This window comes from Streptosporangium sp. DT93, assembly GCF_049844535.1.
Taxonomy (GTDB): domain Bacteria; phylum Actinomycetota; class Actinomycetes; order Streptosporangiales; family Streptosporangiaceae; genus Streptosporangium.
Map to the genome: position 1 here is coordinate 299,035 of NZ_JBNCLF010000001.1, position 21,694 is coordinate 320,728.

At 71.5% G+C, this 21,694-nt stretch carries 24 protein-coding genes and 1 pseudogene; 6 read left to right on the forward strand and 19 right to left on the reverse strand.

Annotated elements, in window-relative coordinates; genetic code table 11:
* Nucleotides 1-60: 60 nt before the first annotated feature.
* The 7 genes from nuoE to ACLQ2R_RS01460 form a co-directional block, all read right to left on the reverse strand.
* The gene (nuoE, locus tag ACLQ2R_RS01430; protein WP_425957426.1) at nucleotides 61-870 is read right to left on the reverse strand and encodes an NADH-quinone oxidoreductase subunit NuoE; all 810 of its coding nucleotides are present in this window, start codon (nucleotides 868-870) and stop codon (nucleotides 61-63) included.
* Nucleotides 867-2,207: an NADH-quinone oxidoreductase subunit D gene (locus ACLQ2R_RS01435; RefSeq protein WP_425957427.1), complete on the reverse strand. Its 1,341-nt coding sequence runs from the start codon at nucleotides 2,205-2,207 to the stop codon at nucleotides 867-869. The genes nuoE and ACLQ2R_RS01435 overlap by 4 nt, the downstream gene beginning before the upstream one ends.
* Entirely contained in the window at nucleotides 2,204-2,893 is a 690-nt protein-coding gene (locus ACLQ2R_RS01440; RefSeq protein WP_425957428.1) for an NADH-quinone oxidoreductase subunit C, read from the reverse strand. Before ACLQ2R_RS01440 ends, ACLQ2R_RS01435 begins: the two co-directional genes overlap by 4 nt.
* Nucleotides 2,890-3,441 (reverse strand): NuoB/complex I 20 kDa subunit family protein, encoded by a 552-nt coding sequence (locus tag ACLQ2R_RS01445; protein ID WP_425957429.1) that lies wholly within the window; start codon nucleotides 3,439-3,441, stop codon nucleotides 2,890-2,892. The genes ACLQ2R_RS01440 and ACLQ2R_RS01445 overlap by 4 nt, the downstream gene beginning before the upstream one ends.
* A gap of 2 nt (nucleotides 3,442-3,443) precedes the next feature.
* Nucleotides 3,444-3,803, reverse strand: a complete 360-nt coding sequence (locus ACLQ2R_RS01450) for an NADH-quinone oxidoreductase subunit A (RefSeq protein WP_386239881.1) — start codon at nucleotides 3,801-3,803, stop codon at nucleotides 3,444-3,446.
* A 127-nt stretch (nucleotides 3,804-3,930) separates the two neighbouring features.
* On the reverse strand, nucleotides 3,931-5,208 hold the full coding sequence (locus ACLQ2R_RS01455; protein WP_425957430.1) for a geranylgeranyl reductase family protein: 1,278 nt from the start codon (nucleotides 5,206-5,208) through the stop codon (nucleotides 3,931-3,933).
* 149 nt (nucleotides 5,209-5,357) lie between these two features.
* On the reverse strand, nucleotides 5,358-6,095 hold the full coding sequence (locus ACLQ2R_RS01460) for a demethylmenaquinone methyltransferase (RefSeq protein WP_425957431.1): 738 nt from the start codon (nucleotides 6,093-6,095) through the stop codon (nucleotides 5,358-5,360).
* 77 nt (nucleotides 6,096-6,172) lie between these two features.
* On the opposite strand from ACLQ2R_RS01460, the gene ACLQ2R_RS01465 reads away from it, so the two are divergent.
* Nucleotides 6,173-7,507: a hypothetical protein gene (locus ACLQ2R_RS01465; protein WP_425957432.1), complete on the forward strand. Its 1,335-nt coding sequence runs from the start codon at nucleotides 6,173-6,175 to the stop codon at nucleotides 7,505-7,507.
* Here ACLQ2R_RS01465 and ACLQ2R_RS01470 read toward each other — a convergent pair.
* Nucleotides 7,491-7,688: a DUF4229 domain-containing protein gene (locus ACLQ2R_RS01470; RefSeq protein ID WP_362800458.1), complete on the reverse strand. Its 198-nt coding sequence runs from the start codon at nucleotides 7,686-7,688 to the stop codon at nucleotides 7,491-7,493. The genes ACLQ2R_RS01465 and ACLQ2R_RS01470 overlap by 17 nt on opposite strands.
* A 262-nt stretch (nucleotides 7,689-7,950) precedes the next feature.
* Here ACLQ2R_RS01470 and ACLQ2R_RS01475 point away from each other — a divergent pair, with 262 nt between their 5' ends.
* Complete coding sequence (locus ACLQ2R_RS01475) at nucleotides 7,951-8,190, forward strand: BldC family transcriptional regulator (RefSeq protein ID WP_012887349.1); 240 nt, start codon at nucleotides 7,951-7,953, stop codon at nucleotides 8,188-8,190.
* Nucleotides 8,191-8,347: 157 nt separating this feature from the next.
* Here ACLQ2R_RS01475 and ACLQ2R_RS01480 read toward each other — a convergent pair whose 3' ends face one another.
* Both ACLQ2R_RS01480 and ACLQ2R_RS01485 read right to left on the reverse strand, forming a co-directional pair.
* Nucleotides 8,348-8,662 carry a hypothetical protein gene (locus ACLQ2R_RS01480; RefSeq protein WP_425957433.1) on the reverse strand — a complete coding sequence of 105 codons (315 nt, stop codon included), beginning with the start codon at nucleotides 8,660-8,662 and terminating at the stop codon, nucleotides 8,348-8,350.
* A gap of 10 nt (nucleotides 8,663-8,672) precedes the next feature.
* Nucleotides 8,673-9,509: a hypothetical protein gene (locus tag ACLQ2R_RS01485; RefSeq protein ID WP_425957434.1), complete on the reverse strand. Its 837-nt coding sequence runs from the start codon at nucleotides 9,507-9,509 to the stop codon at nucleotides 8,673-8,675.
* Between the two features lie 187 nt (nucleotides 9,510-9,696).
* Between ACLQ2R_RS01485 and ACLQ2R_RS01490 the strand changes: the two genes are divergently transcribed.
* A complete protein-coding gene (locus ACLQ2R_RS01490; RefSeq protein WP_425957435.1) occupies nucleotides 9,697-9,996 on the forward strand; it encodes a PLD nuclease N-terminal domain-containing protein in 300 nt (99 codons plus the stop codon).
* 145 nt (nucleotides 9,997-10,141) lie between these two features.
* Here the strand turns inward: ACLQ2R_RS01490 and ccsB are convergent, their stop codons facing one another.
* The 6 genes from ccsB to ACLQ2R_RS01520 all read right to left on the reverse strand — a co-directional run bounded on the left by ccsB (nucleotide 10,142) and on the right by ACLQ2R_RS01520 (nucleotide 16,193).
* Nucleotides 10,142-11,128: a c-type cytochrome biogenesis protein CcsB gene (ccsB, locus tag ACLQ2R_RS01495; protein WP_425957436.1), complete on the reverse strand. Its 987-nt coding sequence runs from the start codon at nucleotides 11,126-11,128 to the stop codon at nucleotides 10,142-10,144.
* Nucleotides 11,118-12,989 (reverse strand): cytochrome c biogenesis protein ResB, encoded by a 1,872-nt coding sequence (locus ACLQ2R_RS01500; RefSeq protein ID WP_425957437.1) that lies wholly within the window; start codon nucleotides 12,987-12,989, stop codon nucleotides 11,118-11,120. The genes ccsB and ACLQ2R_RS01500 overlap by 11 nt, the downstream gene beginning before the upstream one ends.
* Before the next feature lie 47 nt (nucleotides 12,990-13,036).
* Complete coding sequence (locus ACLQ2R_RS01505; RefSeq protein WP_425957438.1) at nucleotides 13,037-13,771, reverse strand: cytochrome c biogenesis CcdA family protein; 735 nt, start codon at nucleotides 13,769-13,771, stop codon at nucleotides 13,037-13,039.
* Complete coding sequence (locus ACLQ2R_RS01510) at nucleotides 13,761-14,339, reverse strand: TlpA family protein disulfide reductase (protein ID WP_425957439.1); 579 nt, start codon at nucleotides 14,337-14,339, stop codon at nucleotides 13,761-13,763. The genes ACLQ2R_RS01505 and ACLQ2R_RS01510 overlap by 11 nt, the downstream gene beginning before the upstream one ends.
* A gap of 56 nt (nucleotides 14,340-14,395) precedes the next feature.
* A complete protein-coding gene (locus ACLQ2R_RS01515) occupies nucleotides 14,396-15,034 on the reverse strand; it encodes a histidine phosphatase family protein (RefSeq protein ID WP_425957440.1) in 639 nt (212 codons plus the stop codon).
* A gap of 130 nt (nucleotides 15,035-15,164) precedes the next feature.
* Nucleotides 15,165-16,193 carry a LysR family transcriptional regulator gene (locus ACLQ2R_RS01520; protein WP_425957441.1) on the reverse strand — a complete coding sequence of 343 codons (1,029 nt, stop codon included), beginning with the start codon at nucleotides 16,191-16,193 and terminating at the stop codon, nucleotides 15,165-15,167.
* A 73-nt stretch (nucleotides 16,194-16,266) separates the two neighbouring features.
* Here ACLQ2R_RS01520 and ACLQ2R_RS01525 point away from each other — a divergent pair, with 73 nt between their 5' ends.
* The gene (locus ACLQ2R_RS01525) at nucleotides 16,267-17,187 is read left to right on the forward strand and encodes an EamA family transporter (protein ID WP_425957442.1); all 921 of its coding nucleotides are present in this window, start codon (nucleotides 16,267-16,269) and stop codon (nucleotides 17,185-17,187) included.
* A 164-nt stretch (nucleotides 17,188-17,351) separates the two neighbouring features.
* The gene (locus ACLQ2R_RS01530; RefSeq protein WP_425958148.1) at nucleotides 17,352-17,825 is read left to right on the forward strand and encodes a Uma2 family endonuclease; all 474 of its coding nucleotides are present in this window, start codon (nucleotides 17,352-17,354) and stop codon (nucleotides 17,823-17,825) included.
* A gap of 4 nt (nucleotides 17,826-17,829) precedes the next feature.
* Here ACLQ2R_RS01530 and hemL read toward each other — a convergent pair whose 3' ends face one another.
* A complete protein-coding gene (gene hemL / locus ACLQ2R_RS01535; protein ID WP_425957443.1) occupies nucleotides 17,830-19,125 on the reverse strand; it encodes a glutamate-1-semialdehyde 2,1-aminomutase in 1,296 nt (431 codons plus the stop codon).
* A gap of 361 nt (nucleotides 19,126-19,486) precedes the next feature.
* Here hemL and ACLQ2R_RS01540 point away from each other — a divergent pair.
* Nucleotides 19,487-19,606: pseudogene (locus tag ACLQ2R_RS01540) on the forward strand (DNA-binding response regulator); the annotation flags it as partial.
* 82 nt (nucleotides 19,607-19,688) lie between these two features.
* Here the strand turns inward: ACLQ2R_RS01540 and ACLQ2R_RS01545 are convergent.
* Nucleotides 19,689-20,330 carry a bifunctional DNA primase/polymerase gene (locus tag ACLQ2R_RS01545; RefSeq protein ID WP_425957444.1) on the reverse strand — a complete coding sequence of 214 codons (642 nt, stop codon included), beginning with the start codon at nucleotides 20,328-20,330 and terminating at the stop codon, nucleotides 19,689-19,691.
* A 317-nt stretch (nucleotides 20,331-20,647) separates the two neighbouring features.
* The gene (gene hemB, locus ACLQ2R_RS01550; protein WP_425957445.1) at nucleotides 20,648-21,634 is read right to left on the reverse strand and encodes a porphobilinogen synthase; all 987 of its coding nucleotides are present in this window, start codon (nucleotides 21,632-21,634) and stop codon (nucleotides 20,648-20,650) included.
* Between the last annotated feature and the right edge of the window lie 60 nt (nucleotides 21,635-21,694).

Here is a 21,694-nt window from a genome sequence, read left to right on the forward strand (position 1 = left end):
GCAGCCCGCCGCGCGGCGAGGGGGCCGCGCCGCGCATGCCGGCTCGTTCGTTGCGCCCGTTCACGCCTCGGGAGCCTTCCATCCGTTGGCCTTGGCGATCGTGAGCCCCTCCAGGGAGGAGCCCGCCGCCGAGGGGCCGTCGCCGGCCAGGCCGTCGGGCAGGCCGGCCAGCACCCGCGAGGCCTCCTTGAACGTGCAGAGCTTCTTCGGGCCGCGGGTCGGCGAGATCTCCTTGCCGTCCCGCAGGTCGTCGACGAGCTGCTTGGCCGAGGCGGGGGTCTGGTTGTCGAAGAACTCCCAGTTGACCATCATCACCGGGGCGAAGTCGCAGGCGGCGTTGCACTCCAGCCGCTCCAGCGAGACCTTGCCGTCGGGGGTGGTCTCGTCGTGGCCGACGCCGGCGTGCTCGCTCAGCTCGTCCCAGATCTGGTCGCCGCCCATGACCGCGCAGAGCGTGTTGATGCACACGCCCACGTGGTACTGGCCCGTCGGCTTGCGCTTGTACATGGTGTAGAAGGTGGACACGCCCACCACCTCGGCCTTGCTCAGGCCGAGGATCTCGGCGCAGAACGCGTGGCCGGCGTCGGAGACGTAGCCGTCCTGCGACTGCACCAGGTGCAGCAGCGGCAGCAGGGCCGAGCGCGGCTTCGGGTAGCGGCCGATGATCTCCTTGGCGTCGCGCTCCAGGCGTTCGCGGACCTCGGGGGTGTAGACCCCCTCCACGGTCGCGCCCGTCCCGGCGGGCTCGCGGCCCGTGCCGGTGCTCGTGCCCTGGACGACCTCGCCCGTCAGGCCGGTGCCGGTGGACGCGCCGGACTCCCCGCGCGGGGTGTCGTCCTGCGCGCCGGCCGGTCGCGTGCTCGCGCTCATCGGTCGACACCTCCCATCACCGGGTCGATGGAGGCCACCGCCGAGATGACGTCGGCGACCATTCCGCCCTCGCACGTCGCGGGCATGGCCTGCAGGTTCGTGAAGGACGGATCGCGGAAGTGTACGCGGTAGGGGCGGGTGCCCCCATCGCTGACCACGTGGGCCCCGAGCTCGCCGCGGGGCGACTCGACCGAGGCGTAGACCTGCCCGGCCGGGACCCTGAAGCCCTCGGTGACCAGCTTGAAGTGGTGGATGAGCGCCTCCATGGAGCCGCTCATGATGTGCGCGATGTGGTCGGGCGAGTTGCCCAGGCCGTCGGGGCCGAGCGCGAGCTGCGCGGGCCAGCCGATCTTCTTGTCGTCGATCATGACCCGGTCGTTCTTGAGCGGCCCGGAGAGACGGTCGAGGGCCTGCTCGATGATCTTGAGCGACTCCTCCATCTCGGCCACCCGGACCAGGTAACGCCCGTAGACGTCGGCGGTCCTCTCGGTCGGCACGTCGAAGTCGTAGGTCTCGTAGCCGCAGTAGGGCTGCGACTTGCGCAGGTCCCAGGGCAGGCCCGCGGCCCGCAGCATCGGGCCGGTGACGCCCAGCGCCATGCAGCCGGTGAGGTCGAGGTAGGCGACGTCCTTGGTGCGGGCCAGGTAGACCGGGTTGGCGTCGAGCATCTTGCGCATGTCCCTGATCCGCCCCGGCATGACCTTGAGCAGCTCGCCGACCTTGTCGACGGCGCCGGCCGGCAGGTCGACGGAGACGCCGCCCGGCCGGACGTAGGCCATGTTCATCCGCAGGCCGGTGATGTACTCCATCACGTCGAGCACCATCTCGCGCTCGCGCGAGCCGAACAGGAACGGCGTCGTCGCGCCCAGCTCCATGCCGAAGGTGCCGATGGCCACCATGTGCGAGGAGATGCGGGTGAGCTCCATCATCATCACGCGGATGGCCTGGGCCCGCTCGGGGACGCGGTCGGTGATCCCGAGCAGCCGCTCCACGCCCATGCAGTACGCGGTCTCGTTGAAGATCGGCGAGAGGTAGTCCATCCGGGTGACGAACGTCGTCCCCTGGGTCCACGTCCGGTACTCGAGGTTCTTCTCGATGCCGGTGTGCAGGTAGCCGATGACCGTGCGGGCCTCGGTGACCGTCTCGCCGTCCAGGTTCAGCACCAGCCGGAGCACGCCGTGCGTGGAGGGGTGCTGGGGGCCCATGTTGATGACGAGCTGCTGGTCCTGCTGGCCGGTGAGGGTCTCGACCAGTTCCGTCCAGTCGTTGCCGGAGACGGTGTAGACCGTGCCCTCGGCGATCTCCTCGTAGGTGGTCTTCTCGTTCGGGGCGCTCATGTGTAGGACCTCCTCTGGTCCGGCGCGGGGATCTCGGCGCCGCGGTACTCGACCGGGATGCCGCCGAGCGGGTAGTCCTTGCGCTGGGGGTGGCCGTCCCAGTCGTCGGGCATCATGATCCGGGTCAGCGCAGGGTGGCCGTCGAAGACGATGCCGAAGAAGTCCCAGGTCTCCCGCTCGTGCCAGTCGTGCGTCGGGTAGACCGAGACCGTGGAGGGGATGTGCGGGTCGGCGTCGGGGCAGGAGACCTCGACGCGCAGCCGGCGGTTGTGGGTGATCGAGCACAGGTGGATCACCGCGCGCAGCTCCTCGCCCTCCCGCTCGGGGTAGTGCACGCCGGAGACGCCGAGCGAGAGCTCGAAGCGCAGCGCCGGGTCGTCGCGGAGCACCTGGGCGACCTCCAGCAGGCGCTCGCGCCTGACGTGGAAGGTCAGCTCGCCGCGGTCGACGACGACGCGCTCGACGGCCTCGCCGAAGCCGGCGCCCAGGGCGCGCTCCAGCTCGTCGGCGATCGTGTCGAAGTAGCCGCCGTAGGGGCGGATGCTGGACAGCTCGGGCTTGCGCCGCACGACGAGGCGGCCGTAGCCGGAGGTGTCGCCACCGTCCTTGGCGCCGAACATGCCCATGTGGGCGATCGGCTGCTCGGGCACCTCGGGAAGGTTGCCGCCGGTGGGTTCGGTCGTCATTTGACGGGTCCCTGGTCGATCAGCGGCAGCGTCCGCAGTGCCTGCAGTTCGAGCTCGTCGATCTGCTTGGCCCGGTGCGCGCCGAACTTGGTGTTCTGGATCTTGTCGTGCAGCTTGACGATCGCGTCGATGAGCATCTCGGGCCGCGGCGGGCAGCCGGGCAGGTAGATGTCCACCGGCACGACGTGGTCGACGCCCTGCACGATCGCGTAGTTGTTGAACATGCCGCCGCTGGAGGCGCAGACGCCCATGGCGATGACCCACTTGGGCTCGGCCATCTGGTCGTAGATCTGGCGCAGCACCGGGGCCATCTTCTGCGACAGGCGGCCCGCGACGATCATCAGGTCGGCCTGGCGCGGAGACGCCGAGGCGCGCTCCATGCCGAAGCGCGCCAGGTCGTGCTTGGGTCCACCGGTGGACATCAGCTCGATGGCGCAGCAGGCGAGACCGAAGGTCGCCGGCCAGACGGAGTTCTTGCGCGCCCAGCCGGCGACCTGCTCGACCGTGCTGAGCATGAACCCGCTCGGAAGTTTCTCTTCAAGACCCATATCTAGTCCCAGTCCAGACCCTTGCGGCGCCACACGTACGCGTAGGCCACGAGCACGGTGACGATGAACAGGAGCATCTCGACCAACCCGAACATGCCGAGCTGGTCGAAGGCGACCGCCCAGGGGTAGAGGAAGATGATCTCGATGTCGAACACGATGAAGAGCATCGCGGTGATCATGTACTTCAGCGGGAAACGGCCTCCGCCCACGGGCTGCGGCGTCGGCTCGATACCGCACTCGTAGGCGTCGAGTTTCGCGCGGTTCCAGCGCCTGGGACCGGTGAAGGGCGCGATCGTCACCGAGAAGATCGCAAATCCCGCCGCGAGTACGGCGAGCACCAGGATGGGTGCGTAAATGTCCATCGCTACGCCTCCTCTCCCATCTCCACGCGCGCCGGCGCGTAGCTCTGCATGTCGGTGTGTTCCGAAAGTCTAGGCAAAGCGGTGATCGCCCCGGGTCGCGGGTGCCGTCGGGCCCGCCGATCGATGATCATGCCGGTGGCGCCGCCTTCGACAGGGCGTTGATGATGCGGTCGGACGCATCTCCCCGCCGGTCGGTGAGATTAGCAAGGAGTTTGAGCGCGAACCTCATCAGGCGGGGGTGCGGCAGCGCGTGACGCGTGGCGAAGTCCATCACCCCGCGGTGCCCGATGAGCTCCACGAAACCCCGGCCCAGGGTGAAGTAGCCCCCGTAGGCGTCCTTCAACGTCTGAGGGTATGCCCGCAGCACCCGCTCGCGCTGGGCGGGGGTCACCCGGCCGAGCGCCTGGACGACGGCCTCGGCGGCGATGTGCCCGCTCTCCATCGCGTACGCGATGCCCTCGCCGTTGAACGGGTTGATCATTCCGCCCGCGTCGCCCACGAGCACCAGGCCCCGGGTGTAGTGCGGCTGGCGGTTGAAGGCCATCGGCAGGGCGGCGCCCCTGATCGGGGATGTCATGTTCTCCTCGACGTAGCCCCACTCGGGGGGCATGCCCTTCACCCAGCGCTTGAGCAGGTCGCGGTAGTCCATGCCCTTGAAGGACTCGCTGGTGTTCAGCAGCCCCAGGCCCACGTTGGAGGTGCCGTCGCCGACGCCGAAGATCCAGCCGTAGCCGGGCAGCAGGGTGTCGCCGTCCCACAGCTCCAGCCAGGTCTCCAGGTAGTCGTCGTCGTGGCGGGGGCTCTCGAAGTAGGTCCGCACCGCGACGCCCATCGGGCGGTCCTCGCGCTTGTGCAGCCCCATCGCCAGGGAGATCCGGGTGGAGTTGCCGTCGGCGGCGACCACCAGCCGGGAGCGGTACGTGACCTCCTCGCCGTCCCGCTTGGCGACCACGCCGACCACGTGCCCGCTGCGGTCGTCGAGGACCGGGGCGGTGACGTTGACCCCCTGGATCAGCCGGACGCCGGCCTTGACGGCGTTGCCGGCGAGGATCTCGTCGAAGTCCTGGCGGGTGCGGACCAGGCCGAAGTCGGGGTAGCTGGCCAGCTCGGGCCAGTCCAGCTCGAAGCGCATGCCGCCGCCGACCACGCGGAGCCCCTTGTTGCGGACCCAGCCGGGGGCGTCGATGTCGATGCCCATGGCGATGAGCTGCTTGACCGCACGCGGGGTGAGGCCGTCGCCGCAGACCTTCTCGCGCGGGAAGGTGGTCTTCTCCAGCAGCAGGACGTCGAGTCCGGCCTGGGCGAGGTGAAATGCGGTTGTCGAACCGGCGGGCCCGGCGCCGACGACGATGACGTCGGCGTCAGCCTCAGCGATCTTTCGCTGTACGACGGCTGGCACGGTCACGGGACCTGTCCTGTCCTACACGCTGTGGGGGCCTCGGGGTGAGGGGCCTTTCGTTCCTTTGTGAAGGTCTTCACAAACTTGTCGGGCCGAAGTCTAACGCCTTTGCGGAGCAAAGTGTCAGGTGGGTGCGGCTACGGATCGGCAACCTTCTACGCGGGCTCGCGCTCGGGCTTGTAGGCCCGGTGAAGAGCCACGATGCCCAGGCTGAGGTTGCGCCAGGCGACCCGCTCCCAGCCCGCTCCCTGGATGATCCTCGCCAGGCCGGCCTGGTCGGGCCAGGCCCGGATCGACTCCGCCAGATACTCGTAGGAGTCGTCGTTGGACCCGAGGACCTTGGCGACCTGCGGCATCAGCCTCATCAGGTACCGCGAGTATACGAGGTCGAACGACCTGGGCGTCGGGTGCGAGAACTCCAGGATGACCAGGCGCGCGCCCGGCCTGGCCACCCGGTACATCTCGCGCAGCGCCCCGGCGGTGTCGTGCACGTTGCGCAGCGCCGTGGAGATCGTCACCGCGTCGAAGACGTCGTCGGCGAACGGCAGCCGGAGCGCGTCGCCCGCGACGAAGCTGACGCCCCGGACGCCGCCGCCGGATATGCCCGAGCCCCCACGGCGCCGCACCCCGGTGCTCAGCATGCCCAGCGAGAAGTCCGAGGCGATCGCGCGGGCGCCCAGGCCGGTGAAGGCGTCGGTGGAGGTGCCGGTGCCCGCGCCGAGATCGAGGACCACCTCGCCGGGCCCGGCGTCGACGGCCGCGGCGGCCGCCTTGCGCCAGAGCCTGACCTGCCCCAGCGAGATAACGTCGTTGACCAGGTCGTACCGCCGGGCCGTGCGATCGAACATCGCGGCGACCTCGTGCGGCTGCTTGTCCAGAGAAGCGCGCGTCATGGACCAAGACTAGGCCCGCGCGGACGATCCACGGAAAGTAGGCGGGCGGTCACCCTTCGCGTGCTAAGTATTGTCAAATGTTTGCCAGCAGCCTCTCCGTTCCGGTCGTCTCCCTGGTCACCGCCCTGGCCCCCGTCTTGATCCCGGTCGCCCCCCGGGCCCCGGCCCCGGCCCCGGCCTCGGTTCCGGTTCCGGTCTCCGGCCGGTACGCGGCCGGCGGCGCCGGGCACGCGCGGGTCGTCTCGGCCGACCCGGTGGACACCACCCCGCACGTGCTCGACGGGATCGTCAACGCCCTGGCACTGGTGGACGGCGCGGTGGTGGTCGGCGGCTCGTTCACCGAGGTGCGCGAGGCGGGCCGCTCAGGGACGCTCCGGCGCCACAACCTCTTCGCGTACGACCTGGCCACCGGCCGGGTGCTGCCCGGGTTCGTCCCGCAGCCCGACCGCCCCGTCCAGGCGCTGGCCGCGGGGGTGCGCGGCACCGTCTACGCGGGCGGCCGTTTCACCACCGCCGGGGGGAGGTGGACGCGCGGCCTGGCCCTGCTGCGGCTCTCCGACGGCTCGGCGGTGGCCCGTTTCGGCGCGCAGGCGCGGGGCGGCACGGTCACCAGCCTGGTCAGGGCGGGCCGCGCCCTCTACGCGGGCGGCGACTTCACCGCGGTCGGGGACGTCCCGCGCACCGCGCTGGCCAGGCTGGACGCGGTGACCGGCGTGGCCGACCCGGCGTTCACGATCGGACCGGCCGCGCCCAGGGGCGGCAGGACCAGGGTCCACGCGCTCGCCCTGAGCCGCGCCAGGCTGGCGGTGGCCGGTGACTTCGCCGTCCTCGGCGGCCTGCCGCGTCCCCAGCTCGCCCTGGTGGACGTGACGGTCTCACCGGCGGCGGTCGCGCCCTGGCGGACCGACGCCTACCGGGGCCGGTGCCGGTCGGACTTCCCCGGTTACCTGCGCGGCCTGGACTTCTCCCCCGGCGGGGACCACCTCGCCGTCGTCACGACCGGCGGGCCCATGGGGCCGGAGAGGATGTGCGACACCGCCGCGCGCTTCGAGACGGGCGGGACCGGGCCGGTGCGGCCGACCTGGGTGAACCACACCGGCGGCGACTCGCTCTACGCGGTGGCCGCGACCGGGGCGGCCGTCTACGTCGGCGGGCACCAGCGATGGCTGGACAATCCGCGCGGGCGCGACTCCGCCGGCCCCGGCGCGGTGGCGCGACCGGGCATCGGGGCGATCCATCCGCGCACCGGCAGGGCGCTGACATGGAACCCCACCCGTGATCCAGGAATCGGAGTCAAGGCATTCCTGGCCCATCGTGGTGGATTACTCGTTGGTAGTGACACAACCCGGCTTGGTCACGAGTACCATGCCCGAGTCGGCATGTTCCCGTTGCCGATCACTCCCGATTCTTAGCGATTCGCTCGCTCACCGCGTCCCTCTGCTTCGAGAGCAGGACGTAACTGGCCACCCCGCTGACCAGGAATGCGGCGACCAGCAGGACCAGGGGCTGGCGCAGGCCGAGGATATAGAGCACCCCCAGGCTCACGATCAGCAGGCCGGCCCGGGACGCGGTGTAAACGATGACGGGATGCACGCCATCGAGGTTACGCCACCCGTTCCTCCAGGCACGATCGTGGGCGGCCTGGCAGACACCCTTCGCATCGACTGCGAGCACTGCTAGTCTTCACAAGAGATCAGTTTCGTAAAGAAACACCCACGAGCGTCTCAAAAAGGCTCTATCATATAACAATCGGGCAGGCAGTCGATAACAACCCGTGATCTTTGTTGAAAACCACGGATAAATCAGGCTTCGCTCGGCACACTGGTTACCTGTCCGCCCGCTGGCAGGAAGCGGGATGCGAGGGGGAGAGATTGTGGAGAGTAGCAGCGAGCGTCTGCTGACGCCCGGAGAGGTTGCCGCCCTCTTTCGGGTCGACCCAAAGACGGTTACACGCTGGGCCGCGGCAGGCCGTATCAGCAGCATCCGTACCCCCGGAGGGCACCGGCGTTTCCGCGAGTCGGAAGTGCACGCCCTTCTGCGTGGAGAGGACGTCTTGACGGCCGAACGGCCGGCAGGCGAGTCCCCGCGCGTCTGACGACTTAGGACGTCACACCATCGGTGATCCTGCGCGCCTTACCCGGAAGCCGCAGGGTCACCGTGGAGTCGTCCGGAACGTCACACGACACCTCACGAACGACAGACGACAAGCGACATCGAACGGCATCGATCGACACCGACGGTGACCTCCCCCCTCACCGTGTCCCGTTCGCGGAGTCACCCCGAGCCCCCGGAACGATCCGGTCCGGCTCCTCCGGGTCCCGGCCCGTCCAGGTCTCCTGCTCGGCCTTGAAGGCCAGGAACTCCCGTTCGAGCTCGTCGTTCTCCTTCAGCCAGCGCCTGCGGCGATCGGCCCACTCCTCCTCGGTGAGGGACTCGGCCAGCCAGCGCTCGTAGTCGGGATCCCCCGGGGACACCTCCACGTAGGCGTTGCCGATCAGACGCCCGTCTTCGCTGGCCAGGGTGTGCGGTACGCGCAATGTCCCGTCGGCGAGCCTGACGACGTACATCCCAGATCACCTAGATTCCGTAGCGCCGGTTGAAGAACAACATGACGTCGAGCGCCATCCGCGTGTCACCGCCGAGCATGTCGACCAGCGCGGGACGCTGGCGGGAGACGATCGCGGCGAAGGCGTCCGCGAAGAACTCCTTGCGCCCCAGGTCACCGGACTGCAGGTGGAACCCCGAGGCCAGCATCGGGACGCACCGGTCGTAGAGGGCCGCGAACTCCGGGGAGTCGGAGACCCAGTCGCCGTGCGGGGCGTCCACGTCGTCCAGGGCGTGCCCGACCTCGTGCATCATCACGTCGGGGGTGGGCGAGGGCCGGTCCCCCACCACGATCTTGCGGTCGCCGTACGCGCCGGCGCAGACGTCCCAGGTCGCCCGGCCCGACGGGAGCGGGGCCCCGCGCAGGTAGCCCATGTCGTCCAGGTCCGGCACGCCGCCCGCGCCGACGTAGATCCCGTCCAGGCCCTCGGCCAGCCTGTCCTTGAGCGCCTCGGGCAACCTGGCCAGGCTCTCCACCGCGCGGACGACCTCCGGCGTCGGCACCTCGCGCCGCGCGTCCCACTGGCGGTGCAGGATGCGCTCCAGCCGCCCGCAGTGGCGCAGGCCGTCACCCAGGTCCGGGACGTCGGGGGAGTTGGGCTGCGCCCGGGGACGCTCGTCGTCGAGCTCGAAGTCCTTCCAGGTGTACTGCGGGCGGTCGACCACCGGAGCGGTGACCGTGCCCACCCCGCGCTCGGCCTCGCGCGAGACCTCACGCGGACTCCCCCGCAGGGGACTCTCGGCACGCGGAGCCGGACTCCGCTGCCACCACCGCCGTCGATGGCGGCCCTTGTCGCCCGAATGTGCCATCACACCCCCTGGGGACGTGGCAACGCCTCTACGGTACGGGGTGCTCCCCCCGGCGGTCACCCGTAACCGGGAGCCGGTCCCGGTCCGTCACCCGATCTTCATCTCGCACCCCGGGACGGCGGCCCCCGCGGCCGTCCGTGACGGAAGGCCGACCGCAGTGGTTCTCGCGATGGCTTACAGTTCGGGCATGCCCATGCTTGTCGGTCTGGCGACCCTCGCCTTCTGGCTCTACTGCCTGTTCGACGTCATCACCACGCCGGACCAGGAATCCAGGAACCTGCCCAAGCTGCTCTGGGCGGTCATCGTGGTGCTGATGCCGGTCGTCGGAGGGATCTTCTGGCTTCTGCTCGGCCGGCCGACCGGCCCCCGGGCACCCCGATCACTGCCGCTGCCCGAGAGGCCCCCGCGCCCCGCGGCTCCCAAGGGTCCCGACGACGACCCCGACTTCCTCAAGGACCTCGACCGCCGGCTCCGCGACGAGGACTGAGAATCCCCCCTCCCGGCCGGGTGCCGCCGTGTCGGCGGCAAAGGCCGACCGGCGAGCCGCGACGAGGACCGAGGATCGTCTCCCGGCCGGAGGCCCGGCCGGGAGAACGGTGACCGCGTCACCGGGGTGACGGTACGACCGGGGCTCAGCCGGGAACCTCGGCGTAGGAGTGCAGGCCCCCCAGGAAGATGTTCACCCCGACCAGGTTGAACAGCAGGCACCCGAAGGCGACGAGCTGAACGATCATGGCCGCCCTGCCCTTCCAGCCCGCGGTGGCCCTGGCGTGCAGGTAGGCCGCGTAGGCGATCCAGGTGATGAACGCCCAGATCTCCTTGGGGTCCCAGCCCCAGTACCGGCCCCACGCCTTGTCGGCCCAGAGCGCGCCGGCGATGACGGCGAAGGTCCAGATCGGGAAGCCGATCACGATCGCCCGGTGCGCGACCCGCTCCAGGTCCGGCCGGGACGGCAGGCGGACCGAGCCGTCCTTCCTGACCAGGTAGAGGATGCCGGAGACGCCCGCCAGGATGAACAGCCCGCTGGCGATGATCGCCGCGGACACGTGGATCGCGATCCAGTAGGAGTTCAGCGCGGGCACCACCGGACCGGCCTGCACGTGCAGGTAACGGACGGCGAAGCCGAGCCCCAGGGCGGCGGCGACCGCGACGAACGCGCCCAGGAAGCGGATCCGGTAGCGGAGCTGCATGAACAGGAACGCGCTCATCGCCGCGAAGGACATGGCAACCACGAACTCGTACATGTTGCCCCACGGCCAGCGGCCCACGGCCAGGCCGCGGGTGAGCAGGGAGGCGAGGTTGGCGGTCCAGCCGAGCCAGCTCAGCGCGACGCCCGCCGGACCCGCCCACCTGGTCCAGGCCGGAGGTTCCCTGTCCACGGGCCCGCGCGCCGGACCGCCGTCCGGCAGGGGAGCGGCTCCGCCCTCCCCGGCGGTGGCCGCGCCGGTGGCTCCGACGGTGACGGGCACGGGCCGCGCGGCACCGGCCTGCGTCCTCGCGGATCGGCCGAAGGCCAGGTCGAGGGCGTAGGCGATCATTGCGAAGACGTAGAGCAGCACCGTCGCCAGGATGAGCTGGTCGCTCAACGTGGCGAGGCCGGCATCGACCTCAGCGGGCATCCTGCACTCCTGGATTCGAAGGTCCTTGGTCCGGACGTCCCCGGTCCGGACGCCCGGCGTCCGGTGGTTCCTCGTCCGCCGGTTCCTGGACCGGTGATTTTCCGCCGGCGGGCCGCCCCGCCGGTGATTCCCCGTCCGAGAGCCCCGCACCGGGAGACTCCTCGTCCGGGGACCTCTCGTCCGGGGACGGTCCGTCCGGAGACGTCTTCCCGGGAGCCTGCCCGGACGGGGGCCTCTCGTCCGAGGGCTCCGTGTCAGGGACGGCCGTGCCCGGGGACTCCGGGTTCGCGGAGTCCGGGTTCGCGGAGTCCGGGTTCAGGGAGTCCGGGTTCAGGGAGTCCGGGTTCAGGGAGGAGACGATCTCGGTGAACTCCTCGCCGAAGTCGCCGCCCTCGGTACGGGTCAGGCCGCCCACCTCGACGCGACGCGGGCCACCGCCTCCCCCGGAGGAGGCGTCGTGGACGCGTACCCACACGCGGCGGCGGCGGACGGTCAGGGTCAGCACGAGGCCGGCCACGGCGAGGACCGCGGAGACCAGGGCGGGCATCCTGCCCGGGTCGTAGGCGACCTGCAGGGCGATCCACTCCCTGACCCCGGTGAACTCGATCGAGCCGGCCCCGCCCGGCAGCGTGAGCTTCGCGCCGACCTTCAGCGGGTCGGCCTTCATCAGGAGCGGCTTCATCTTCTTCAGGCTCGCCGGGTCGAGCTCGTAGACCGACTGCGGCCGGCCGCTCCTCAGGCCGAGGTCACCGGCGAAGGCTCCGTACACCTGCGCGGTGGGGTTGGCGGCGCCCGGGAAGATCGAGACCCACTCCGGGCCCATCGGCACGGTCGTGGGCAGGAAGGCGATCAGCAGGCCGAGCTGCTCGGGCAGCGCGTCCGGAACCTTGATCACGCATTCGGAGGTGAAGGTGGCGGGCTCGACGACCAGGCAGGCCACCGGCCCGTCGAAGGCCACCTGGCCCTTGCCGTCGGTGACCTTGAAGGTCGGCGCGTAGCCGTGGTCGATCAGGTAGCTCAGCGTGCCGTTGACGTCCAGCGGCTCGTTGACCTTCAGCAGGTGCTCGCGGGCGGCCGACCCGGGGACGTCCTCGACCCTGAGCCTGGCCGCGTAGTCGAGGGCCTGGCCGGCCCTCTCCCCCTTGGCGATGTAGGTCGCCTGGAAGTCCTCGACGGTGAAGGAGAACGGTTCCAGCGACTCGGCGCTCACCTGCGGGCCGGGCAGGTAGCGGTCGTAGGCCGCGACCGTGTTGGCGAACCCCTCGCCCTCCACGACCAGCACGTTCCCCCGGTAGCCGTACAGCGCACCGGCGCCGACCGCGACCAGCAGACCGAGCAGGGCCACGTGGAACAGCAGGTTGCCGCTCTCGCGCAGGTAGCCCTTCTCCGCCGCGACCCACCCGGGACCCGTGGTCACCCGGAACCGCCGCGCGCGCAGCCGCCCGGCCACCTCGTCCGCGGTCAGGTGCGACGGGAAGGAGGCGTGGTGCGGCAGCCTGCTCAGGTTGCGCGGCGCCGGGGGCGGCTTCCTGCGCAGCTCCCGCAGATGGGCCGCGGTGCGCGGGAGCACGCAACCGATCAGGGAGACGAACAGCAGCAGGTAGATCGCGGCGAACCAGGGCGCCTGGAACACGTCGAACAGCCAGAACCGGTCCAGCCATCCGGCCAGCACGGGGTCGTCGGCGAAGTACTGGGCGACCTTGGCGTCCGAGACGCCGCGCTGCGGCCAGATCGAGCCGGGCACGGAGGCCAGGGCGAACAGGAAGAGCAGGATCAGCGCGGTCCGCATGGAGGTGAGCGTCCGCCAGAACCAGCGCGCCCAGCCCACGACGCCGATTCCCGCCGGGCGACCCCGATCCACGGCCTCCGTCGTCGCCGGATCCACTGTCCTGTGGTCGATGCGCTCCATCAGATCACCGGCTCGAATCCGCCGACCCAGCCCTGCATGGCCGCGACGAGCTGCTCCCAGAGCCCGGTGACGAGCAGCACCCCGACGACGACCAGCATGACGCCGCCCACGCGCGTGATCAGCTGCGAGTGCCGCCGTACCGCCTTGAACGTCCGCAGTGCCCTGCTGTACGCAAGCCCGGCCGCCACGAACGGCAGGCCAAGACCGAGCGCGTACGCGAAGGCGAGCACGGCGCCGCGTCCGGCGCTGCCCTCGTTCAGGCCCAAAGTGAGCACGACGGCGAGGGTGGGGCCGATGCAGGGGGTCCAGCCGAGGCCGAAGACCAGGCCGAGCAGGGGCGCCCCGGCCAGGCCCGCGGCCGGGACCCGCCGGATGCGAAGGTCGCGCTGCAGGCCGGGGACGACCCCCATGAAGGCCAGGCCGAGCACGATCGTGAGGGCGCCGAGCACCCGGGTGATGATCCCCGCGTTCTCGAACAGCGCCGCGCCGAGCCCGCCGAAGAGCGCGCCTCCGGCCACGAACACCGAGGCGAATCCCAGGACGAACAGCACGATCCCGGCCACCATGCGCCCCCGCCTGGGGTCGGCGCTCATGCCGGTCACGTACGACAGGTAGCCGGGGACCAGCGGCAGCACGCACGGCGACAGGAACGACACCAGCCCGGCCGCGACCGCTATCGGCAGCGCCAGGGCCAGCGAGCCGCCGGCGACCGTGCCCACCAGGTCAGCGTTCATCGCCGACCCTGGTGACGGCGTTCATCAGGTCGCTGTAGGTGACCGCGCCGAGGGCCCTGGCGGCGATCCGGCCCTGACGGTCGATGATCAGCGTGGAGGGGATGGCCGCGGGCGGGACCGTGCCCTGGAAGGAGAGCGCCACCTTGCCCGGCTGGTCGAAGATGCTCGGGTAACCGGGCTTGTGGCCGCGCTCGAACGCCAGGGCGTCGGCCTTGCGGTCCTTGAAGTCGATGCCGAGGAACACCACGCCGTCGGCCTTCTTCGCGGCGGAGATCTCCTTGAGCACCGGGGCCTCGGCCCGGCAGGGGGCGCACCAGGAGGCCCAGAAGTTGATCACCACGACCTTGCCGCGGTGGGCGGCCAGCGAGGCGGTGCCCCCGTCGAGGGTCTCGCCCTCCACCGCGGGGGCGGCCTTGCGGTCGGCGGCCTGGAACATGGTGACCTTGCCGTCACCGGGGACGAAGCGGGTGTCACCGGTCTGGGGTTGCGATCCCTGGTTTCCGGCGCATCCGGCGCATCCGGCCATGGCGACGAGCAGCGCGGCGGCGGCGAAGGATGTGGCGCGCATGGGTGACGGAGGCTCCCTGTACTACAACCGGTAGAGCGGTAACTCTACCGGCGCGGTCAGGCGCCCGGCACAGTGGGGCGTTTGACGAGCGCCGCGGCCGGCTCGCTGTATCCGACGCTGATCAGCCGGTCTCCCTCGAAGGAGAACGAGGTGAGGCTGGCCAGTCCGCACTGCCTGCGGCGCGGGTCGTGCGGCAGGCGCCTGCCCTCGGCCGCGAGCCGGATGGTCCAGATCGGGAGCTGGTGACTGACCATGATCGCCTCATGGCCGCGCGCCGCCCTGCGGGCGCCGACGATCGCGGCGCTCATCCGCCTGACCAGGTGGGTGTAGCGCTCCCCCCAGGAGGGGCGCAGCGGGTTCCACAGGTAGCGGTAGAAGCGCGGGTTGCGGAAGAGACCGTCCCCGCGCCCGAGGGCGAGGCCCTCGAAGATGTTCTCGGCCTCGATGAGGCGCTCGTCGATCGTGACGTCCAGCCGGAAGGCCTCGGCGAGCGGGGCGGCGGTCTCCCGCGCGCGTTCCAGGGGGGAGGAGAAGATCGCGGTCACGTCGCGGCCGGCGACCGTCTTGGCGACCGTCTCGGCCATCTGCCTGCCGTTGTCGGACAGGTGGTAGTCGGGGAGCCTGCCGTACAGGACGTTGTCGGGGTTGTGCACCTCGCCGTGACGCAGGAGGTGGACGACGGTGGTCTCAGCCATGGTGCCGCCAGCCTACCGACAGGTGCCGGGCCGATGACAGGGCAGGTGGGCCCGCCGGGACGGACGGGCGGGGACGCTCCCGTGGGCCCGCTCGCGCCTCGCCCCCGGACGAGGTCGCGGGGGTCGTCCGTCAGGGCGTCACCGGGGACAGCGCGGGGGACGGGGCCGAGGACAGGGCGGGGGACGGCTCCGGGAGCGCCGTCGCGGGGGCGGCGGCGGGCCGCGCGGACGGCGCGGGCCCACCGGGGGGTACGGGGCTCTGGAAGTCGGCGGCGACGACCTTCAGCGCCTCGACCGCGGCGCGGATCGCCGGGCGGCGCGCGGCGTCGGTCCGCCAGAGCGCGTAGATCCTGCGGGTGGGGCGGGACCTGATCGGCACCACCCGCGCCCCCGGAGGGACGTAGTCGCGGCCCAGGCGGGGGATGATCGCGCAGCCCAGCCCGCCCGCGACGAGGGCCATCTGGGTCGGGCACTCGTCCGCCATGCAGGCGATGTCCGGCTCCAGCTCGGCCGAGCGCAGCGTGTGGACCAGCCAGTCGTGGCAGATGGTGCCGGGCGTGGAGCTGATCCACCGTTCCCCGTAGAGCTCGGCCAGCTCGATCTCGGCGCGGTCCGCCAGCGGGTGGGACGCGGGCAGGATCGCGTCGGCGATGTCGTCGAACAGCGTCGCCCGGGAGAGCCCCTCGGGGATCGCCACCGGGCGGTTCATCCAGTCCTGGATGACCCCCAGGTCGAGCTCGCCCCTGCTCACCTCGCGGACCTGCCGCTCGGGCTCGCGCTCGGTCAGCTCCAGGCGCAGGTCGGGGTGGCGGGTGTGCAGGAGGGTCAGAGAGGCGGGCATCAGCCCCCGGGCCGCCGTGGGGAACGCGCCGATGCTCAGCCGTCCCACGACCTGCCCGCGCAGGGCCTCGAAGTCGGCCTCGGCCGTCTCGACCAGCGCGAGGATGCGCTCGGCGTGGTCGGCCAGCAGCCCGGCGGCGTCGGTCAGCCGTACCCCGCGCCCGCTGCGTTCCAGCAGGGTCGCGCCGGTCTCCCGTTCCAGCTTGGCGAGCTGCTGCGAGACCGCGGAGGGGGTCACCATGAGCGCCTCGGCCGCGGCGCCCACCGAGCCGTAGACGGAGACGGCGTGCAGGGCCTTGAGCCGGTTGAGATCCAACATGTAGCAAGCCTAAACGACCCCGGCAAGAAATACTAACTTGTTCTGAAATGTCGCTATCGACCACGATGGGCGAATGCGTACCCGTCACCTGCTCCTGGCCGTCGGCCTCACCATCGTGTGGGGTCTCAACTTCGTGGTCATGGAGGTCGGGTTACGGCACTTCCCCCCGCTGTTCTTCGTGGCGGCGCGCTTCGCGCTGGCCGCCTTCCCCGCCCTGCTGTTCGTCGGCGGGCCCGGGGTGCCCTGGCGGAAGGTGCTCCTGGCCGGGGCCACGCTCGGCGCGGGCCAGTACGCCCTGCTGCTGACGGGCATGCGGGCGGGCATGCCCGCCGGGCTGACCTCGCTCGTCGTCCAGGTGCAGGCGGTCTTCACCGCCGTGCTGGCCGTCACGCTGCTGGGAGAGCGGCTGACCCGGCGGCGGGTCGCCGGCATGGCGGTCGCGTTCGCCGGTCTGGCGCTGATCGCCACCGACCTCGGGGCCGGCGGCCCGATCGGCGCGTTCCTGCTGGTGGTCGGCTCGGCGTTCTTCTGGAGCCTGGGCAACATCGTGGTCAGGAAGGCCTCGCCGCCCGACTCGCTGCGCTTCATGGTCTGGCTCAGCGCGGTGACCGCCCCTCCGATGCTGGCGCTGAGCCTGGTCGTGGAGGGGGTGCCCCGGCTGGAGTTCTCGGTGGAGGGCGGCCTCTCGCTGCTGTACGTGGCGCTCGTCTCCACCCTCGCGGGCTTCGCCGTCTGGGGTTTCCTGCTCAAGCGCTACGACGCCTCGGTGGTCGCGCCGACCGCCCTGATGGTGCCGGTGTTCGGCATGTCCTCGGCGGCCCTGTTCGTCGGCGAGCAGATCACCCCGCTCAGGCTCGCCGCCGGTGCTTTGATCATCTGCGGCGTCCTGTACGCCGGCACCCGCCCCCGCCGCACCACCTCCCCTTCCCCGCTTCCGGCTCCCCCTCGGGAGGAGACGGAAGAGAATAGGGCGAGCGCAGCGGAGAGGACATGAATGAACACACCCGGTGACGGCGGCGACGACACGGCGACCTCCGTTGACGCCGCACTCGAATACTGGCCCTCCCCCCGCCGTGGGGGTGGGTCGCCGACGACCTCGACCGCCTCCCCCCGGAGGGACCGGACGGCGAACCCGACTTCTTCAGGAACGTCGAACTCATCGACGGAGCCCTCGTCTTCGCGGCCCCTCAGAAGCGCTTTCACCAGCGTGTGCTGTCCGGCCTTCGCGTCGCCCTGAACGCCCGGGCTCCCGAGCACGTCACGGTCGTGACGCGGATGGACGTCAGGCTCGGCCACCGGATGCGTCCCTGCCCCGACGTCGTCGTCGTCGACGCCAAGGTCGCCGAGGACGACGACCGGACGTTCTACACCCCCGACGAGGTGCACCTCGTCGTCGAGGTGGTCTCCCCCGAGTCCGAGGAGCGGGACCGCAGGACCAAGCCGTCCCGCTACGCCGATGCGGGCATCGCGCACTTCTGGCGGGTGGAGAACAACGGCGGCTCCCCGGTGGTCTACGTCTACGAACTCGACCCCGCCACCCGCGTGTACGCGCTCACCGGCATCCACCACGACCGGCTGACCGTGCCGGTGCCCTTCCCCGTCACCGTCGACCTCGGCGACCTGCCCGAATAGGGGCTCAGAGGGCCTGGGCGGCGGCCTTGGCCGCGGCGGGCAGGGCGTCGGCGATGCGGGAGAGGGCCTCGTCGTCGTGGGCCGACGACAGGAACCACGCCTCGTACGCCGACGGCGGCAGGTAGACGCCCTGGTCCAGCATGGCGTGGAAGAACGCCCGGTAGGCGGCGGTGTTCTGGGTCTGGGCGACGGCGAAGTCGGTGACCGGCTCCTCGGTGAAGAAGACCGAGAACAGGCTTCCGGCGCGCTGCAGCCGGTGCGGCACCCCGGCCGCGGCCAGGGCGTCGGCGGTGGCGCGGCCGATGACCAGGGCGGCGGCGTCGACCTGGTCGTAGACCCCCTCGTCGCAGGCGCGCAAAGTGGCCAGACCCGCGGCGCAGGCCAGCGGGTTCCCCGACAGGGTGCCCGCCTGGTAGACCGGGCCCTCCGGGGCGAGATGGGCCATCACGTCGGCGCGCCCGCCGAACGCGGCGGCGGGCAGGCCGCCGCCCATCACCTTGCCGAACGTCATCAGGTCGCCCTCGACCGGGTCGAGCCCGTACCAGCCGGACTCCGACACCCGGAAGCCGGTGAGCACCTCGTCGATGATCAGCAGGGCGCCGTGCTCGGTGCACAGCTCGCGCAGCGTGGCGTTGAACCCGTCCAGCGGCGGCACGACGCCCATGTTGGCCGGGCACGCCTCGGTGATCACGCAGGCGATCTCGTCGCCGAGGGTCCGGAACGCCTCGGTGACCGCCTCGGCCGAGTTGTAGGGAAGCACCACCGTGTCGGCCGCCGAGGCACCGGTCACCCCGGGGGTGTCGGGCAGGCCGAACGTCACCACGCCGGAGCCCGCCGAGGCGAGCAGCGCGTCGACGTGGCCGTGGTAGCACCCGGCGAACTTCACGATCTTGGAGCGGCCGGTGAAGCCGCGCGCCAGCCGTACGGCCGACATGGTGGCCTCGGTGCCGGAGCTGACCAGGCGGACCTTCTCCACCGGCTCGACCCGGTCGACGATCTCCTCGGCGAGCTCGACCTCGCCGGGGGTGGCCGTGCCGAACGAGGTGCCGTCGCGCAGCGCCTCCTGCAGCGCCTCGATCACCGCGGGGTGCCGGTGGCCGAGGATCATCGGCCCCCAGGAGCAGACCAGGTCGACATAGCGGTTGCCGTCGACGTCGGTGATGTAGGGGCCCTGGCCCGAGGTCATGAAACGCGGCGTGCCGCCCACGGCACCGAAGGCGCGGACCGGGGAGTTGACGCCTCCCGGGACGATCTCGCGGGCGCGGGCGAACAGGTCCTCGGAGTTCTCGGTACGGCTCACGCCCACAAGGGTAGCCAGGGAAACGCCCGGTCCGTCCCACCGGACGAACCACCCACGCTGTGATAGGCCACACGGAATCCGTCCCACCGGACGAACCGCCCGTCCCGGTGCGGGGCCCTGTGCAATCCGCTCCCCCGCGTACCCGTACGGGCCGCGTGGAACCGGTCCCCGGGTGACCCGCCGGTCCCGGTGCGGGACCCGTGCGAACGGGACAGCGGTCCCAGGACGACGGGACACCGCGTACGGGATCCTTCGTGAATGGCAGTGACGACACCCCCGCCGGGCGGCCGAGAGACCGGCCGCCCGGCGTCCACACCGTGCTCGACGGCATCCTGGTCCACGTCACTCTGGTGGTGGTCGTGTGCTGGTCCTGACGATGTTCCGCGACGACGACTCGGTGTTCGCCGCCGTGCGCGCCGGGGCGCGCGGCTACCTGCTCAAGGAGGCGTGCGCCGAGGAGATCGGCCGCGCCCGCGAGGCCGGCCTGGGCGTTTCCCTGTGACCGGACGCCGGGTGACGGGTGACGGGTGACAAGCACCGGACGCCGGGTGACGGGTGGCCGTTCAGTCGCAGACGTCGGCGAGCAGGTCCAGGACCCTGAGCGGGTCCGGCAGCGGGCTGCGGTCCGGCGGGCGCAGCCACGAGCAGGTCAGGCCGGCCGGCAGCATCGAGGGCGGGGCCAGCACGTAGCTGTCGCGGCAGTGCCAGCGCAGGCCGGGCATGTCGTCGATGACCGAGGGACCGGCGTCCAGGGCGCAGGACCACCACTCGTCCTCGTCCTCGGAGGCGTTGCGGGTGGCCACGTAGAACAGGGCCCGGTCGCCGTTGACGGCGACCGGGCCCGGGACGACTCCGGTGGAGTCCATGGCCGCGAGGGTGGTGCGCCCCGCGGCGAGCGGTACGTCGAAGACGTCGAACACCCGCCCGGTCGGCAGGACCACGTTCGCCTCGGGGTCGTGCCGCCACCAGCCGGTGAGCAGCGCCGGGTCGGTGCCGGCCTCCATCTGCCAGGTACGCGAGAGCGGGTGGGCGCCGGGATCGGGACAGCCGACGCGGTCACAGGAACACGAGCGCGGCCCGCCGGTCAGCGGCCGGGCACCCAGGCAGCTCGCCCAGCCCAGGGCGGCGTACTCCAGCACGGAGTCGATCACCTGCCTCGGACGGCCGTGTCGTCTGCTTCGACGAACCAGCGGTACCCCGACCATTGCGTCCTCCGTCGTCCGCGCATCCCGCGTGCCGTCCGGATGCGAGGACCTGTCCACACTCTGGTCAGTGGGGAACGTCAAATCGCCCAGGGTCTACGCCACCTGGGACACATCCGCACCGGTCATCGCACTCTAACGCACACGCCTTCTCCTGCGACGGCGAACCTCCGGTTCCCGGCCTCCGGACACGCGCCACCGGCCTCACCGGGACCCCACCGTCGCCGGGCGCGCACCGTCGGCACCCCACCGTCGCCGGGCACGCGCCACCGGCGCCCCACCGCCGGCGCCCGACCGTCGCCGGGCACGCGCCACCGGCGTCACCGCAGCTTCGCGGCCACCTCGGTCGCCCAGTAGGTGAGGATCAGGTCGGCCCCGGCCCTGCGGATCGCCACCAGCGACTCCATGATCACCCGGTCCCGGTCGACCCAGCCGTTCGCCGCGGCGGCCTCGACCATCGCGTACTCGCCGCTGACCTGGTACGCCGCCACCGGCACGTCCACGGCGTCGCGCACCTGGCGCAGGATGTCGAGGTAGGCCAGCGCGGGCTTGACCATGACCGCGTCGGCACCCTCGGCGAGGTCCAGCCGCACCTCGCGCAGCGCCTCCCCGGCCGGCCCCGCCGCGTCCTGCTGGTAGGCGGCGCGGTCGCCGAACCGCGGGGCGCACTCGGCGGCCTCGCGGAACGGGCCGTAGAACGCCGAGGCGTACTTGGCCGAGTAGGCCAGGATCGGGATCTGCTCGAAGCCGTCGCCGTCCAGCGCGGCCCGGATGGCCGCGACCTGGCCGTCCATCATGCCGCTCGGCGCGACGACCTGCGCCCCGGCCCGCGCCTGGGCCACGGCCGCGGCGGCGTAGCGCTCCAGGGTGGCGTCGTTGTCGACCTCGCCGTCGTCGGTCAGGATGCCGCAGTGCCCGTGGTCGGTGAACTCGTCCAGGCAGGTGTCGGCCATCACGACGAGCGCGTCGCCCACCTCGGAGACCAGGTCGGCCAGGGCGAGCTGCACGATGCCCTCGGGGTCGTCGGCCGCCGACCCGCGCGCGTCCTTCACCGCGGGGACGCCGAACAGGATCAGGCCGCCCACCCCGGCCTCGGCCGCCTCGCAGGCGGCCTTGCGCAGCGACTCGCGGGTGTGCTGGAACACGCCGGGCATCGAGGAGATCGGGTTCGGCTCGGCGATGCCCTCCTTGACGAACATCGGCAGCACCAGCTCCGCCGGGTGCAGGCGGGTGCCGGCGACCATCCGGCGCATGGGCGCGCTGCGGCGGAGCCTGCGCGGACGCGCGACAGGGAACTGGGCCGTCATGGTGTTCTCCCCCTCTTCTCCGGCCGATGGGGGACCGCGCCGGAGGAACTCGTCTGTGTG

Bases quoted from the DNA above. Each gene is read 5' to 3' on its own strand.
- nuoE (WP_425957426.1), bottom strand. From the start codon at position 870: ATGAGCGCGAGCACGCGACCGGCCGGCGCGCAGGACGACACCCCGCGC.
- ACLQ2R_RS01435 (WP_425957427.1), bottom strand. From the start codon at position 2,207: ATGAGCGCCCCGAACGAGAAGACCACCTACGAGGAGATCGCCGAGGGC.
- ACLQ2R_RS01440 (WP_425957428.1), bottom strand. From the start codon at position 2,893: ATGACGACCGAACCCACCGGCGGCAACCTTCCCGAGGTGCCCGAGCAG.
- ACLQ2R_RS01445 (WP_425957429.1), bottom strand. From the start codon at position 3,441: ATGGGTCTTGAAGAGAAACTTCCGAGCGGGTTCATGCTCAGCACGGTC.
- ACLQ2R_RS01450 (WP_386239881.1), bottom strand. From the start codon at position 3,803: ATGGACATTTACGCACCCATCCTGGTGCTCGCCGTACTCGCGGCGGGA.
- ACLQ2R_RS01460 (WP_425957431.1), bottom strand. From the start codon at position 6,095: ATGACGCGCGCTTCTCTGGACAAGCAGCCGCACGAGGTCGCCGCGATG.
- ACLQ2R_RS01465 (WP_425957432.1), top strand. From the start codon at position 6,173: ATGTTTGCCAGCAGCCTCTCCGTTCCGGTCGTCTCCCTGGTCACCGCC.
- ACLQ2R_RS01475 (WP_012887349.1), top strand. From the start codon at position 7,951: ATGCGAGGGGGAGAGATTGTGGAGAGTAGCAGCGAGCGTCTGCTGACG.
- ACLQ2R_RS01480 (WP_425957433.1), bottom strand. From the start codon at position 8,662: ATGTACGTCGTCAGGCTCGCCGACGGGACATTGCGCGTACCGCACACC.
- ACLQ2R_RS01485 (WP_425957434.1), bottom strand. From the start codon at position 9,509: ATGGCACATTCGGGCGACAAGGGCCGCCATCGACGGCGGTGGTGGCAG.
- ACLQ2R_RS01490 (WP_425957435.1), top strand. From the start codon at position 9,697: ATGCCCATGCTTGTCGGTCTGGCGACCCTCGCCTTCTGGCTCTACTGC.
- ccsB (WP_425957436.1), bottom strand. From the start codon at position 11,128: ATGCCCGCTGAGGTCGATGCCGGCCTCGCCACGTTGAGCGACCAGCTC.
- ACLQ2R_RS01505 (WP_425957438.1), bottom strand. From the start codon at position 13,771: ATGAACGCTGACCTGGTGGGCACGGTCGCCGGCGGCTCGCTGGCCCTG.
- ACLQ2R_RS01510 (WP_425957439.1), bottom strand. From the start codon at position 14,339: ATGCGCGCCACATCCTTCGCCGCCGCCGCGCTGCTCGTCGCCATGGCC.
- ACLQ2R_RS01515 (WP_425957440.1), bottom strand. From the start codon at position 15,034: ATGGCTGAGACCACCGTCGTCCACCTCCTGCGTCACGGCGAGGTGCAC.
- ACLQ2R_RS01520 (WP_425957441.1), bottom strand. From the start codon at position 16,193: ATGTTGGATCTCAACCGGCTCAAGGCCCTGCACGCCGTCTCCGTCTAC.
- ACLQ2R_RS01525 (WP_425957442.1), top strand. From the start codon at position 16,267: ATGCGTACCCGTCACCTGCTCCTGGCCGTCGGCCTCACCATCGTGTGG.
- ACLQ2R_RS01545 (WP_425957444.1), bottom strand. From the start codon at position 20,330: ATGGTCGGGGTACCGCTGGTTCGTCGAAGCAGACGACACGGCCGTCCG.
- hemB (WP_425957445.1), bottom strand. From the start codon at position 21,634: ATGACGGCCCAGTTCCCTGTCGCGCGTCCGCGCAGGCTCCGCCGCAGC.